Genomic DNA, 13,793 nt, shown 5'->3' on the forward strand with positions numbered 1-13,793 from the left:
CTTCTTATCCTTTCCCTTTATTCGATATTCTGAATCTGCTCTCTGATCTTTTCAATTCCTGTCTTCAGATCAATCGCATGATTCGATACTTCAATATCATTCGCCTTTGACAAAATCGTGTTCGCTTCACGGTTCATCTCCTGTGCAATAAAGTCCAGTTTTCGACCGATTCCCTCTCCCGCTTCTAATGTGGTTCTCATATGTTCAATGTGACTTCTCAGTCTGACCGTCTCCTCATCTGTGCAGATCTTGTCCGCAAACAGAATCACCTCGGCAGCCAGTCTGCTCTCATCCATCTGTACATCTTCCAAAAGTTCCTTCACTTTCAATTCCAGCTTCGCACGATATTCAGAAATGATCTCCGGTGAGCGCTCTTCGATTGCTTCAACTAATGCAAGCAATTCATCCAATTTCACATTAATGTCTTTTTTCAGATTCTCGCCTTCCACAATTCTTGTCTCCACAAATTGTGTAAACGCTCCTTCCAAGGCCTTCTTCAATCCGTTCCAAAGTTCTTCCTCATTCTCCGGTTGCTCTTCCATCGTAAGTACTTCCGGACAACGCGACAAGGTAGAAACACGAATATCATTCTCCAATGAAAATGCCTCTTCCATCTGCTTAAAATACCGCAGATACTCCTCAGCCAATGCAGCGTTATATTTTAATGCGGCCTGATTCTCTGACATGTCTTCATATGTAATAAAAATATCTACTTTCCCTCGCTGTGCATACTGCTTCAGCAGGCTGCGGATGGAGGCATCAAAAAAATTCAATTTCTTCGGCATACGGATATTGACATCTAAGTATCTGTGGTTCACGCCCTTTAGCTCTACCGTAAATTTACGTTGTCCTTCAGACACCTCACATCTTCCAAAGCCTGTCATACTTTTCATCATATTGTTAACCTCTTTGCTTGTCTTTTTATGTTACATTTCATTATAAGTCATTTAAAAACAAACGTCAATTGAAACTCCCCTTCATTTCGTGTATACTAACATCTATATGGTTACTGTTCACTCCGCAGCTAAAACAGAGATTTGCATTGTCATGCCTGCATGTAAAAGGCGAATTTCTGTTTTTGCTACGAAGTGTAACTCGTAACCGCCACCCAATAAGCAGTCTTAGCACAAAGTGCGGGACTGGAGTGCGAAAGCACGACGAGTGCGCATATGGTGGTTAGGAGTGAACAGTACCTCTAAAATATGAAAGGACGATTTACATTATGGCTTTTGACGGAATTACAATTGCAAATATCGTACATGAATTAAGAGAGAACCTATTAGACGGCAGAATCAATAAGATTGCACAGCCTGAGACCGATGAGCTTCTTCTGACAATCAAGACACCCAAAGGGCAAAAGAGGCTTTCCATATCCGCAAGTGCTTCACTTCCGCTTATTTATCTAACTGAGACCAACAAGCCAAGTCCAATGACCGCACCGAATTTCTGTATGCTTTTAAGAAAACACATTAATAACGGGCGAATTACGGCAATTACACAACCTAAATTAGAACGTATCATTCGGTTTGAAGTCGAACATCTGGATGAACTTGGTGATTTGTGCAAAAAATATCTGATCATTGAGATTATGGGAAAACATAGCAACATCATTTTCTGTACGGAAGACAACAAGATTATCGACAGTATCAAACACGTCTCCGCACAGATGAGTTCTGTTCGCGAAGTACTTCCGGGGCGCGAGTATTTCATTCCGGATACGATGGAAAAATCAGATCCACTGGATATTTCTTTCGCCGACTTTGTATCAACTTTGATTGCAAAGCCTACCCCTCTTGGAAAAGCGATCTACACAAGCTTTACCGGCATCAGCCCTGTTGTAGCAGAAGAAATCTGCTATATTGCCGGAATTGATTCTGAAATCACACCAAAAGAGCTGTCAGAAGATGTATTGATTCATTTATATAAACAATTTACTTTATTTTTTGACCCGGTAATCAAAGGTGATTTTCATCCGGTAATCTACTATGACGGTGCGGAACCAAAAGAATTCTGTGCACTGCCATTATCGCATTTTCCGATGTATGAGGCAAAAATATTCGACTCCATGTCAAATGTACTGGAGACTTATTATGCTTCCAAAAACACGTTGACCCGCATTCGCCAAAAATCGGTAGACCTTCGGAAAATTGTGCAGACCGCATTAGAACGAAACCGGAAAAAATATGATTTGCAGTCCAAACAACTCAAAGACACTCTGAACCGTGATAAATACCGCATATACGGAGAATTGATCAACACCTACGGCTACAATTTAGAGCCCGGTGCAAAACAGCTGGATGCTTTGAACTACTATACAAATGAGATGGTGAAAATCCCACTTGATCCTACAAAGACACCTGGCGAAAATGCGCAAAAATATTTTGACAAGTATAATAAACAGAAACGAACTTTCGAGGTGCTTTCCTCTCTAATTCAGGAAACGCAGGAAGATATCACTTATCTTGAATCTGTCAGCAACGCACTTGACATTGCATTGAGTGAAGACGATCTGACTCAGATTAAAGAAGAATTAATCGGCGCCGGATATGTAAGGCGAAAATTCACAAAGAAAAAAGTAAAGATTACAAGTAAACCATTCCACTATATTTCCAGCGATGGCTATCATATGTATGTTGGAAAAAATAATCTGCAAAACGACGAACTGACTTTCCATTTCGCTGTTGGAAACGACTGGTGGTTCCACGCAAAAGGCTGTCCGGGATCTCATGTCATCGTGAAAACCAATGGCGAGGAGCTGCCAGACCGGACTTTTGAGGAAGCTGGAAAACTTGCTGCCTACTACTCTAAGAACCGCGGAAATGAAAAAGTAGAGATTGACTACATTGAGAAAAAACATGTCAAAAAACCGTCCGGCGGAAAACCTGGATTTGTCGTATATTACACCAACTATTCTCTGATGATCGATTCCGATATTTCCGGAATTCAACAGATTGATTAAAGCATTTAAAAGGGTGAAAGCCATTCGAAACTTTCACCCCTTTCTTTATTTCCCAAGAAGATAATCTATGAACTGCTGCGCTGTTCTGCCTGACAGGCCACCGTGACTTAACTCCCATTTATTGGCTTCTAGAAGAAGCTCTTCCTCCGGCATCTTAATTTGATTTTTCTCAGCTAATGTCTTCACAATCTGCTGAAATTCTTTCTTACTCGGACCTCCAAAATAGATTGTCACTCCAAATCTTGCCACCAGTGATAATTTTTCCTGAACAGTATCGTTCGTATGCAATTCCTCATCTCGGTCAGACTTATCGCGAAATGTTTCTCTCACAAGATGCCGCCTGTTTGAAGTCGCATAGATTAAAATGTTATCCGGTTTCTTTTCCAATCCGCCCTCAATCACTGCTTTGAGATATTTATATTCAATTTCAAACTCCTCAAAAGACAGATCGTCCATATAGATAATGAACTTATAGTTTCTGTTTTTTATCTGAGCAATCACATCGTTTAAATCCTGAAACTGATGTTTATACACCTCAATCATTCGAAGTCCCTGATCATAATACTGATTCAATATTGCCTTGATTGAAGTAGACTTTCCTGTTCCTGCATCTCCGAACAGCAGGCAGTTATTCGCCTTTTTCCCTTTCACAAATGCCTCTGTATTCTCAATCAGTTTCTTTTTTGCAATTTCATATCCCACAAGGTCATCCAGATGTACATGGGCAATCTTCGTGATCGGGACAATATCTGCCCCAGCTTCTGTATGCTCGATACGAAATGCCTTGTGCAGCCCAAACTTACCCACTCCGAATTCTTTATAAAACTGTGTCATCGTACATTTGAATTCCTCTGCATTCTCACATGTTCCAAGCTTTTCGCTCAGCTCACAGATACGGTCTCGGATTCTTTTATTGAATACCTTCCCATGTCCTTTGACATTCTCATAATGCATCAGTACAGAAAGGCAGTTCACCCCCAGCGCCTTCTCTAAAATAGTAAAATCATATGCAAACAGCTCTCGGAAAATCTCAAAATCATGCAGCGTGATCGTGTTGATGCTTCCCTCAATTTCGCCTACAATCTCACACTCTGTACTGTATGCATTCTCGTCATTTACCAAAAGAAATGTCAGGTAATTATGCCAAAGGTTTCCTTCAAACCCATATCCCGCTGCCAGCTCCAGCAGTTCATTCACACATTCAAATAAAAGTCCTGCCATATCTTCTTTATTGTAATAGTCGCTGTCACAATTTTCCATTAAAAATGTCATATCACGCAAAAGCTCTTCATGTTCCATATGTTTGTACAGCATCAGTTCCTTTGTTCTCATTTTATACGCCTTCTTTCGATGAATAATTTCCTAAAATTTTCAAGCTTTTAGACTCCTCGCGCAACCCCCGGATCGCATTTTTCACAGCCCCATCTGCCATATTTCCTTCAAAATCCACAAAGAACCGATATTCCCAGGTACGTCCTTCCACCGGTCTTGACTCAATCTTTGTCATGCTCAGATTATTATAAATAAAATGAGATAACAGATGATACAGCGTTCCGCTTTCATGTGACACTTCAAAGCAAATACTGATCTTCGATGCATCCTTCAAAAAAATCTTTTGGTTCGTCACGATAATAAAACGCGTGGAATTATTATCATTATGATTAATCTTCTCCTCCAAAATTTCCAATCCATACAGGCGCGCTGCATATTCGCTGCAAATTGCAGCCTTTCTCTGATCTTGATCTTCCAGTACTTTTTTTGCGGCAACAGCAGTATTTGCCACGCTGATCTGCTGCCAGTCTCTGTGTGCGTCCAAAAATTTTGCACTCTGCATCAATGCCTGTGGATGAGAATATACACGTTCAATCTGGTCTAATGTCGTTCCCTTCAATCCTGATAATGTATGATTGATTGGGAGAACCACTTCTCCTACGATATAGTTTTCAAATTCCACAAGCAGATCATACACCTCATTGACTGCACCCGCAGAAGAGTTCTCAATCGGAAGTACCGCAAAGTCGGCCGATCCCTCTTCGATTGCCTCCATCGCATCTCGAAAAGTCTGCACATGAAAACTATTGGTATCTTTTCCAAAATACATCTCCATCGCCGCCTGGCTATATGCTCCTTCCGTTCCCTGAAAGACAATTCTGGAATTCTCCCAATCTAATTTGTCCACGCCGATAAACGGCAGCCTTCCTAGTCCCCCCCGTTTTGTCAAAAGCTGATACTGCAGCTTGCGGCTTAAAGACATCAGTTGTTCAAACAGTTCCTGCACTCCTTTTTTGTGAAACTCCTCCGTCACCTTTGCGGCAACTGCTGCCAGTTTTTCCCGCTCCCTTTGCTTGTCAAACACTTTATTGCCCTCGCTGATCTTGATGTCTCCAATCTCCATACAGACATCCATTCTCTTTTTATATAATTCGATGATCTCATTATCAATTCCATCTAACTGTGCTCTTAACTCTTCTAAAGTCGCCATCCTTCTCTCCTCCTGCCCAAATTAAAAATTATTATAATACATTTTTCAGACAAAATCTATATTTGATAAATATAAGAGTTGAAAAAAAAATCTGTTTATTATATGATAATAAAAATAGATTTTCAAATAGGAGGATATTTTATATGAACGCAACAGAATGTATTAAAGGGCGAAGAAGTATTCGTAAGTACAAGAAAGGCTGTATTGACCATTCATTATTAGAATCTATTATCTCTACAGCATCTTATTCTCCTTCCTGGAAAAACACTCAGATTACTCGTTACATCGCAATTGAAGACACTTCTATTCTCAATAAAATTGCCGATGAATTCACCCCAGACTATAACTCGAATATTATCAGACAAGTTTCAACATTAATTGCTGTAACTTTTATCAAAGGGCGCTGCGGTTATGAGCGAGATGGTTCTTTTTCAACCAAAAAGGAAGACCGTTGGCAGATGTTCGATGTCGGTGCTGCCTGCCAGACATTTTGTCTTGCTGCACATGAAGCCGGTCTTGGCACTGTAATCATGGGAATCTGGGACGAAGATGCAATCACAGAATTGTTGGACATCCCGGAAGGACAGGAACTGGCTGCCTTGATTGCCATCGGTTATCCTGATGTTGCTCCCGAAGCTCCAAAGCGAAAATCTGTACAAGATTTATTAACTTATCGATAAACTAGGAGGTTACCATGAGACACTTAATGAGTCCATTAGACTTTACAGTCGAAGAATTAGATGAAATTTTGGATTTGGCAGACGATATTGAAGCCAATCCTGAAAAATATGCACACGCCTGCGACGGCAAAAAGCTTGCAACTTTATTCTACGAACCGAGCACTCGAACAAGACTTAGTCACGAAGCCGCAATGTTAAATTTGGGGGGAAGTATTTTAGGATTTTCTTCCGCGAATTCCAGTTCCGCCGCCAAGGGGGAGAGCGTATCTGACACAATCCGCATGATTTCCTGCTATGCAGATATCTGTGCGATGAGACATCCAAAGGAAGGTGCGCCTATGGTTGCCTGCAGACATTCTTCTATCCCTGTCATCAATGCCGGTGACGGCGGACATCAACATCCGACACAGACTTTAACCGACCTTTTGACAATCCGTTCTTTAAAAGGCAGACTTGACAATCTCACAATCGGTCTTTGTGGTGATTTGAAATTCGGACGTACGGTTCACTCTCTCATTCACGCACTGGTACGTTACCCGAACATCAAATTTGTTTTGATTTCACCGGAAGAGCTGCGTCTGCCAAGTTATATCCGCAAAGATGTGTTAGACAAACAAAACGTGCCTTACAAAGAGGTAGTTCGTATGGAAGAAGCGCTTCCGGAACTGGATCTGCTCTACATGACAAGGGTGCAAAAAGAACGTTTCTTTAACGAAGATGATTACGTTCGTATGAAAGATTTTTATATATTGGATGTGAAAAAGATGGAACTTGCACCAAAGGATATGCTTGTGCTTCATCCACTTCCACGTGTCAACGAGATTTCTGTCGAAGTAGACAAAGACCCACGTGCCGCTTATTTTAAACAGGTACAATACGGTGTGTATGTACGTATGGCACTCATACTCACTTTGCTGGAGATCAAAGTTTCATAATAATAATTAACCATAGAGAGAAAGGAAATATATCATGGTAAAAAATACATTGAATGTCAGTGGTATTTCCGAAGGCTTTGTACTTGACCATATTCAGGCCGGAAAAAGCATGGACATCTATCACTATTTGAGACTGGATAAATTAGATTGCTGCGTTGCAATCATCAAAAATGCAAAAAGCAATAAGATGGGGAAAAAAGACATTATGAAAATCGAATGCCCAATCGACGTAATCGATTTGGATATCCTCGGCTTTATTGATCACAATATCACAATCAACATCATTCAGGATGAAAAAATTGTTGAGAAAAAACGTTTGAAACTTCCAAAAGAAATCACAAACGTAATCAAATGCAAAAATCCTCGCTGCATCACTTCTATTGAGCAGGAACTGGATCACGTGTTCGTGTTGACCGATCCTGAAAACGAAGTATACCGCTGCAAATATTGTGAAGAAAAGTATAGCAGATAATAAAGACAAGCATTATTTAAGGACTGGATGGCTAATTTGCCACCCAGTCCTTTGCTAAAAAATATTTTACATATTCGCTAAATTTTCTTTTTCCCCACAGTCCCCTCCTCTGTATAAACTACACACATTTTCAATCTCTGTTTCCGGCAATTGTTTTCCATGTTCTAACACTTTTCTGAAAAAATAATTCTTGAAAATCAATCGGTTGAAAACACCTTCTCTAATCATGTTGCGGTAGAAAGCAGGCATTTTCGGTACTTTTCCAACTTTAATCAATCCTGCTGCAACAACAAAAACTGTGACAATTGTTAAAAAAATCATGAAATACGTTGTCATAAAAAACGCCCCTTTCTGTTTACTTCTATTGTTATCTTTATACTACTCCTTTCAAATTTATCAGTCAATAGTTTGTTTAAATTTAATATTTCTGATTATAGTATATGTAGCAACTTTTAATAGCAAAAAGACAATCACTTCAAAGCGATTGTCTCATAAATTCTAAAAATATATCGTGTAAAAGCAAAACGATAAGCCGGGTTATGTCGTTGAACGGTCATCTATCTAGCCTTACTGTCGCCAGTAAGATCAAGCAACCTACCTAAAACGTGACGGGCCGCCACATCGTTTTCGTTCGGTCTTGCTTCGAATGGGGTTTACATATGCCCCCTTTGTTACCAAAGGGGCGGTAGTCTCTTACACTGCCCTTCCACCCTTACCCAGAGTCAATCTGGGCGGTACATTTCTGTTGCACTAGCCTTGGAGTCGCCTCCACCGGACGTTATCCGGCATCCTGCCCTATGAAGCCCGGACTTTCCTCACCTGCGGTCTTTCGACACTTGCAGCTGCGACCGTCTGTCTTACTTTTACACCTCTGTGATTTTATCATTTTCTTCAAAACTTGTAAAGTACTTTTATCCCCCGATTACATCATCCAAAAGATTTCCGCCGTCCGCCGCTGTCGTTGCAAGTGTATCACAGCGCTCATTCTGCGGATGTCCATCATGTCCTTTTACCCAAATAAACGTAATCTGATGCGGTTCTTTCGCCTTTAATAATCGTTTCCACAAATCCACATTTTTGACCGGTTCGTTTTTTCCGCGTTTCCAGCCTTTTTTCAGCCAGCCATCAATCCAGTGCTGATTAAATGCATCGACCACATATTTTGAATCCGAATATAACTCAATCTCACAGGGACGGTTCAACGCCTCCAGCCCTGCGATCACCGCCATCAATTCCATACGGTTGTTCGTCGTCTTCTTATATCCGCAGGACAACTCTTTTGTATGAAGCTGCCCTTTTGAATCTATAAATTCCAACACAGTGCCGTATCCTCCCGGTCCATCCGGGTTTCCTCGTGCCGCACCATCTGTATAAATCTTTACTTTCATATCGCTCTCACTTTCTCTACAAACTCCATATTCCGGTATTTACAAAATTCTCTGCCGTCTTCTCAGCCTCTTTGATAATTTCCCCGTCATATCCGATAATCCCAAGCAGCTTAATAGCATTTCTGGATACCGCTCTTCCTCTGTACAACATGTAATTAAACAAAATATCATTTTCTTTTACCTCTTCCTGAAAATGATAATTACTATAAAACTCTTCCAAAAGATGTGTCAACTCAATATCATGTGTTGCCGCAAAACACATTACATGCACTTTTGCCAGACTCTTTAAAATCTGAGCCGATGCTGAAATACGCTCAATCGTGTTCGTTCCCCGAAGCACCTCATCCACAAAACATAAGAGCGGTGTCTTCTCCTCTACGCGGTTCAAGATTCTTTTTAAAGATTTGATTTCCACAATGTAGTAGCTCTCATTCCCCTGAAGATTATCTTTGAGCGCCATAGATGAATAAATCTGAAAATAGCAGGCGCGATACTGTCTTGCCGGGCAGGTGTGGATCGTCTGTGCAAAAACCGCACTGATTGCCACCGTCTTTAAAAATGTTGATTTTCCAGATGCATTGGAGCCCGTCACCAACACGCCTCGTTCTTCTTTGATCGTATTTGCAACCGGATTCTCAAGCATAGGATGATACATGTCTTCACTTTCTAAAAATGCCTTTTCCTGCTTCACAAGTTCCGGCACAGAATAATATGACAATGACTCCCGATAAGAGGCGATTGCGATCATACTGTCCAAAAGTCCAAGATTTTCCATCATACACTCAATCGCATCCAAATTTTTTTGAAACTCTTCCAGCATCGAATTGAATTTAATTAAATCCACATGAAACAGCATACGGAAATAATCCATGATGGATTCTGTAACAGATGCTCCCATATGCCGTCCGGACACCACCAAAGAGGAACCCTTTTTGAACTTGCCAAACTGTTTCTTTGCTCTGATAATCTCCTGCACATATTGTTCCACTTCAGGAATATCAACATGTTCAAACTGATCGCTGATATCAAGCAGTTTCATGATATAAGAAAATGTACTGATATACGCCTCGATTTCTTTCTTCTCTCTATAATAACTGTTGATATTTACACCCATCACCACAAGTAACGCAATCACTCCGGCAGTAATGTTGAAAATTGCCAAAACAATGGCGGCAAAAATCCCTCCAATCGCCAGATAGTGCGGTGTGTTGCTTTTCTTTTTCACTTCAGATAAACGGTAAATATAATCACTGACCGGAACTTTTAATAATTTCCCAATTTCATAGAATTTGGTCTGAAAAATTCTGCGTTCTTTTTCATGCTCTGCAAAATAAGTAATCAGACGCTCTCGCTCTCTCAGCACAGATTCCTCCGTTTGTGGTCTCCTCAAAAGATCATACAAATAGTCCTCGCCAATATTGGAATAAGTATGATTTAACTTTAAGAATACATCATCCATCTCCAGATCATTCCATGTGATATCATCGATAAACGCCCCTTTGGCACATCTTCTCTCCTGTCGGTTCTTGTAATAATGTGAAATCCATTCAAATTCCTCATATGTATATTCTTTTGGATGTCCACTGCCCCACTCTTCTTTCAGCATTGCCTGTATACATCCCATTCGATTTTTACGACTTACCATGTTCACCACCCAAATGCCGGCAAGAACAGCAAACAATCCTGCTACGACTATGATATCTTGAGACATATTTCCTCTCCTTCTTTTGTGATCGGATAAATCCGCTCTCGATACTCCTTTGTCTCCTCCTGATGCATCAGTTTTTCACAAACTGTATAGTCCCCCCAGCAATGCATCGGAATCAATGCTTTTGCATCCACCCGTTTTGCAAATCCATCTATTCCATAATAATACTGCTCGCCAAGCCTTGGATCTACGGGCACAAATGCCACATCGATCGGTGTGTCCTTCAATTTTTCAATTTCCTTCAGATATGCCATCTTCATATGTTCATTATACGCATCCGGCTCTCCTTCCCAATGCCACCAATTTAAATCTCCTGCATGGTAAATTGTTCTTCCTTCGCACTCCACCAAAAAAGCAACACCTGCATCTGTTGACTTCAAAGTCTGAATCCGCACCTTTCCCAGTTCAAGCTCCTGATGGATTCTCAAAAAAGAGACCTGAGCTTCGATTTGCTTTTCTTCCAAAATTTTTTTCGCTGACCTTCGAATATCCGAAGACAGAACATAGTGCACATCCGGATATTGTTCTCTCAATTCAAAAATTTCTTCTACATAATGATCATGATGGACATGGCTTGCAAATACAACTATACTTTTTTTCGGATCAAACTTTGGTATCTCCCCTTTGTAATAATCAAACAGAAAAATATGGTTTTCCAGTTCCACCGCAAACCCACTGTGTGAAATATATGTGATTTTCATTTACTCCTCCTTATCTGTCAAAATCTCTATACAGTCACCCTCTGAAATCTCCCCGCCGTGAATTACAACTGCAAACACACCTTCTCTTGGCATGATGCAGTCTCCCATCGTCTGAAAAATCCTGCACCCGTGATGGCATTCCTTTCCTATCTGCGTCATCTCAAGAATCACATCGTTGCAGCGAAATCTTGTTCCAATCGGAAGGGTTTTTAAATCAAATCCCTCTACGACAAGATTCTCTCCAAACGCACCGAATTCTATCTGTGCCCCTCTTTGCCGAAACGCTTCTATCTGCTCATAAGACAACAGACTCACCTGTCTATGCCAGTTACCTGCATGCGCATCTCCTTTCAGACCAGAATCCGCAACCAGCTTTGCCTTATGTACATTTTGCTTTTCTGTTCCTTTCTTTTCACTGATACAAACAGCTCTCACAACTCCCATAAATCTCTATACTCCTTTTCCAAATCCACAGTTCGGATACGTACAGATATCGCAGCCAAGACATAAGCCTCCTGCTCCCATCTTTGCCAAATCCTTCTTCGTAATCGGTACATCTGCAAGTATCCGTGGAAGAAGCAAATCAAAAATGGTCGCTTTTGCATACATCACGCATCCTGGCAGTCCTATAACCGGTGTTCCATCCGAAAAACAGCCAAGCAGGAACATCGCCCCCGGAAGAACCGGAGCCCCGTAGGAAATAATCTGCGCTCCACTTTCTTTGATTGCACTCGGTGTCATATCATCCGGATCGACACTCATTCCTCCGGTACAAAGTACCATATCTACTCCTTTGCCTTTTATCTCCCGAATTGCTTCCACAATCTTTTCTCTTTTATCCGGTACGGTTTTATGAACCAACACTTCCACATCATATGCTTTCAGTTTTTCTCGAATAACCGGAGTAAATGTGTCCTGTATCCGCCCATAGTACACTTCATTTCCAGTCGTCACCACTCCGGCTGTTTTTCGCTTATATGGTAAAATCCGAAATAATGGCTCTTTTCCACCGATTTCTTTAACTTGCTTCATCTTCTCTTCCGAAATGACCAGCGGAATCACCCTTGTCCCAACCAGTTTGTCCCCGACATTCACCGGCTGGTTATGATGTCTGGATGCAATCATGATATCTTCCAGCTCATTGATGGCAGAAAGCTTTTCCAAATCAATTTGAAAAAGTCCTCTCTGTGTTGCCGACAACTCAATCTTTCCTTCTTTTACCGGGCTCCGCTTCATATATGCGCTTTCGCATACAGATGCCAGAATCTCTGCCGCCTCATTCTCGTGCAGCATTCCCTCTTCTTTCTCCCACACATAAAGATGGTCTTTTCCAATAGATAACAGTTTGGGAATATCTTCTTCCCGCACAATATGTCCTTTTCGAAATGCAGTATCTTTAATCTGATCTTTTACAATAATTGTAATATCATGACAAATCACATGACCTACCGCATCTTTTGTCTCAATCTTTTTCATCTTTTACGCTTCCTTTGGAGCTGCACACTCTTTCGCAATTCCCTGTAAAATCTCTACGCCGTGTATTAGTTCAGGCAAAATATATTCCAGTGATTCTTTCAGAGATTTCGGACTTCCCGGAAAGTTTACGATCAATGTCTGTTTGCGGATTCCAGCCGCGGCCCTTGACAGCATTGCCCGTTTTGTAAACTGCATACTGTAGGCACGCATTGCCTCCGGTATTCCAGGCACCTGTCGCTCTACAATATCCAACGTCGCCTCAGGTGTTATGTCGCTTTCTGAAAATCCAGTTCCACCTGTCGTGATGATTAAGTCGACAATATTACTGTCTGCCAGCCGTTTCATCACTTCTCCCAAAATCCTGCGGTCATCCGGAAGCACCTTCATCACCTTTACTTCAAATCCTGCATTTTCTACGACTTTTTTAATATATGGTCCGCTTTTGTCTTCTCTTTCCCCTTTGTATCCTAAAGTACTTGCTGTTATAATTGCAACTCTCATATTATTTTCCCTCCTAAAATGTCCGCTTTTTCCGCCTTTTTTTTCTTCCAAATGTATCTCTGACAATTCCATGGTACGATCAATTGCCTTGCACATATCATAAATCGTCAACAACGTGACACTGACTCCGGTCAGCGCTTCCATCTCAACTCCGGTCTTCCCTTCTACTTTCACAGTACATCTTGCCAGAATTTCCAAAGTATCTTCTGAAATCTCATAGGCAATCTCGCATTTGCTGATCAGAAGTGTATGACACATTGGAATCAGATTCGCCGTCTGCTTGACCGCCATGATTCCCGCCACACGTGCCACCCCAAGCACATCTCCCTTTTTGGAAGTACCCTTTTTAACCGCCTCCATCACCTTTGCATTGACACGGATCTTTCCAGACGCCACCGCGACTCTTGATGTCACCTCTTTTTCTGAGACATCTACCATCACTGCATTTCCTTTTTCATCAAAATGTGTCAGCTTTTCACGCATCTTTTGTC

14 protein-coding genes and 1 other RNA gene are annotated in these 13,793 nt (G+C 41.2%); 4 read left to right on the forward strand and 11 right to left on the reverse strand.

Annotation, left to right across the window (positions count from 1 at the left end; all coding sequences use genetic code 11):
• Nucleotides 1-17: 17 nt before the first annotated feature.
• Nucleotides 18-896: a YicC/YloC family endoribonuclease gene (locus tag AC6I5B_RS10200; RefSeq protein WP_004612362.1), complete on the reverse strand. Its 879-nt coding sequence runs from the start codon at nucleotides 894-896 to the stop codon at nucleotides 18-20.
• Between the two features lie 326 nt (nucleotides 897-1,222).
• Here AC6I5B_RS10200 and AC6I5B_RS10205 point away from each other — a divergent pair, with 326 nt between their 5' ends.
• The gene (locus AC6I5B_RS10205) at nucleotides 1,223-2,959 is read left to right on the forward strand and encodes an Rqc2 family fibronectin-binding protein (protein WP_004612361.1); all 1,737 of its coding nucleotides are present in this window, start codon (nucleotides 1,223-1,225) and stop codon (nucleotides 2,957-2,959) included.
• Nucleotides 2,960-3,004: 45 nt separating this feature from the next.
• On the opposite strand, the gene AC6I5B_RS10210 is transcribed toward AC6I5B_RS10205, so the two are convergent.
• Nucleotides 3,005-4,291: an ATP-binding protein gene (locus AC6I5B_RS10210; protein WP_004612360.1), complete on the reverse strand. Its 1,287-nt coding sequence runs from the start codon at nucleotides 4,289-4,291 to the stop codon at nucleotides 3,005-3,007.
• A 1-nt stretch (nucleotide 4,292) separates the two neighbouring features.
• The gene (pheA, locus tag AC6I5B_RS10215; RefSeq protein ID WP_004612359.1) at nucleotides 4,293-5,441 is read right to left on the reverse strand and encodes a prephenate dehydratase; all 1,149 of its coding nucleotides are present in this window, start codon (nucleotides 5,439-5,441) and stop codon (nucleotides 4,293-4,295) included.
• 143 nt (nucleotides 5,442-5,584) lie between these two features.
• Here pheA and AC6I5B_RS10220 point away from each other — a divergent pair, with 143 nt between their 5' ends.
• From AC6I5B_RS10220 to AC6I5B_RS10230, 3 genes are read left to right on the forward strand one after another with little or no spacing between them, the layout of a single operon-like run.
• Complete coding sequence (locus AC6I5B_RS10220; protein ID WP_004612358.1) at nucleotides 5,585-6,121, forward strand: nitroreductase family protein; 537 nt, start codon at nucleotides 5,585-5,587, stop codon at nucleotides 6,119-6,121.
• Between the two features lie 14 nt (nucleotides 6,122-6,135).
• Nucleotides 6,136-7,056, forward strand: a complete 921-nt coding sequence (pyrB, locus tag AC6I5B_RS10225; RefSeq protein ID WP_044987087.1) for an aspartate carbamoyltransferase — start codon at nucleotides 6,136-6,138, stop codon at nucleotides 7,054-7,056.
• Between the two features lie 34 nt (nucleotides 7,057-7,090).
• Entirely contained in the window at nucleotides 7,091-7,528 is a 438-nt protein-coding gene (locus tag AC6I5B_RS10230) for an aspartate carbamoyltransferase regulatory subunit (RefSeq protein ID WP_004612356.1), read from the forward strand.
• 66 nt (nucleotides 7,529-7,594) lie between these two features.
• Here AC6I5B_RS10230 and AC6I5B_RS10235 read toward each other — a convergent pair whose 3' ends face one another.
• The 8 genes from AC6I5B_RS10235 to moaCB all read right to left on the reverse strand — a co-directional run bounded on the left by AC6I5B_RS10235 (nucleotide 7,595) and on the right by moaCB (nucleotide 13,785).
• Nucleotides 7,595-7,864 carry a hypothetical protein gene (locus AC6I5B_RS10235; RefSeq protein ID WP_022250281.1) on the reverse strand — a complete coding sequence of 90 codons (270 nt, stop codon included), beginning with the start codon at nucleotides 7,862-7,864 and terminating at the stop codon, nucleotides 7,595-7,597.
• A gap of 176 nt (nucleotides 7,865-8,040) precedes the next feature.
• Nucleotides 8,041-8,392, reverse strand: an RNA gene (rnpB, locus tag AC6I5B_RS10240) — RNase P RNA component class A.
• A gap of 47 nt (nucleotides 8,393-8,439) precedes the next feature.
• Nucleotides 8,440-8,916, reverse strand: coding sequence for a ribonuclease HI (gene rnhA / locus AC6I5B_RS10245; protein WP_004612354.1), 477 nt, complete (start codon nucleotides 8,914-8,916; stop codon nucleotides 8,440-8,442).
• Between the two features lie 16 nt (nucleotides 8,917-8,932).
• Entirely contained in the window at nucleotides 8,933-10,627 is a 1,695-nt protein-coding gene (locus tag AC6I5B_RS10250) for a MutS-related protein (RefSeq protein ID WP_004612353.1), read from the reverse strand.
• Nucleotides 10,609-11,325, reverse strand: coding sequence for an MBL fold metallo-hydrolase (locus tag AC6I5B_RS10255; protein ID WP_004612352.1), 717 nt, complete (start codon nucleotides 11,323-11,325; stop codon nucleotides 10,609-10,611). Before AC6I5B_RS10255 ends, AC6I5B_RS10250 begins: the two co-directional genes overlap by 19 nt.
• On the reverse strand, nucleotides 11,326-11,769 hold the full coding sequence (locus AC6I5B_RS10260; protein ID WP_004612351.1) for an MOSC domain-containing protein: 444 nt from the start codon (nucleotides 11,767-11,769) through the stop codon (nucleotides 11,326-11,328). It lies immediately after the preceding gene.
• 6 nt (nucleotides 11,770-11,775) lie between these two features.
• Complete coding sequence (locus AC6I5B_RS10265; RefSeq protein ID WP_004612350.1) at nucleotides 11,776-12,801, reverse strand: molybdopterin-binding protein; 1,026 nt, start codon at nucleotides 12,799-12,801, stop codon at nucleotides 11,776-11,778.
• A gap of 3 nt (nucleotides 12,802-12,804) precedes the next feature.
• Nucleotides 12,805-13,785, reverse strand: coding sequence for a bifunctional molybdenum cofactor biosynthesis protein MoaC/MoaB (moaCB, locus tag AC6I5B_RS10270; RefSeq protein WP_497773295.1), 981 nt, complete (start codon nucleotides 13,783-13,785; stop codon nucleotides 12,805-12,807).
• Between the last annotated feature and the right edge of the window lie 8 nt (nucleotides 13,786-13,793).

This window comes from Faecalimonas nexilis (assembly GCF_059731825.1).

Excerpts from the sequence above, each read along its gene's own strand:
- AC6I5B_RS10200 (WP_004612362.1), bottom strand. The coding sequence starts at position 896 with ATGATGAAAAGTATGACAGGCTTTGGAAGATGTGAGGTGTCTGAAGGA.
- AC6I5B_RS10205 (WP_004612361.1), top strand. The coding sequence starts at position 1,223 with ATGGCTTTTGACGGAATTACAATTGCAAATATCGTACATGAATTAAGA.
- AC6I5B_RS10210 (WP_004612360.1), bottom strand. The coding sequence starts at position 4,291 with ATGAGAACAAAGGAACTGATGCTGTACAAACATATGGAACATGAAGAG.
- pheA (WP_004612359.1), bottom strand. The coding sequence starts at position 5,441 with ATGGCGACTTTAGAAGAGTTAAGAGCACAGTTAGATGGAATTGATAAT.
- AC6I5B_RS10220 (WP_004612358.1), top strand. The coding sequence starts at position 5,585 with ATGAACGCAACAGAATGTATTAAAGGGCGAAGAAGTATTCGTAAGTAC.
- pyrB (WP_044987087.1), top strand. The coding sequence starts at position 6,136 with ATGAGACACTTAATGAGTCCATTAGACTTTACAGTCGAAGAATTAGAT.
- AC6I5B_RS10230 (WP_004612356.1), top strand. The coding sequence starts at position 7,091 with ATGGTAAAAAATACATTGAATGTCAGTGGTATTTCCGAAGGCTTTGTA.
- AC6I5B_RS10235 (WP_022250281.1), bottom strand. The coding sequence starts at position 7,864 with ATGACAACGTATTTCATGATTTTTTTAACAATTGTCACAGTTTTTGTT.
- rnhA (WP_004612354.1), bottom strand. The coding sequence starts at position 8,916 with ATGAAAGTAAAGATTTATACAGATGGTGCGGCACGAGGAAACCCGGAT.
- AC6I5B_RS10250 (WP_004612353.1), bottom strand. The coding sequence starts at position 10,627 with ATGTCTCAAGATATCATAGTCGTAGCAGGATTGTTTGCTGTTCTTGCC.
- AC6I5B_RS10255 (WP_004612352.1), bottom strand. The coding sequence starts at position 11,325 with ATGAAAATCACATATATTTCACACAGTGGGTTTGCGGTGGAACTGGAA.
- AC6I5B_RS10260 (WP_004612351.1), bottom strand. The coding sequence starts at position 11,769 with ATGGGAGTTGTGAGAGCTGTTTGTATCAGTGAAAAGAAAGGAACAGAA.
- AC6I5B_RS10265 (WP_004612350.1), bottom strand. The coding sequence starts at position 12,801 with ATGAAAAAGATTGAGACAAAAGATGCGGTAGGTCATGTGATTTGTCAT.
- moaCB (WP_497773295.1), bottom strand. The coding sequence starts at position 13,785 with ATGCGTGAAAAGCTGACACATTTTGATGAAAAAGGAAATGCAGTGATG.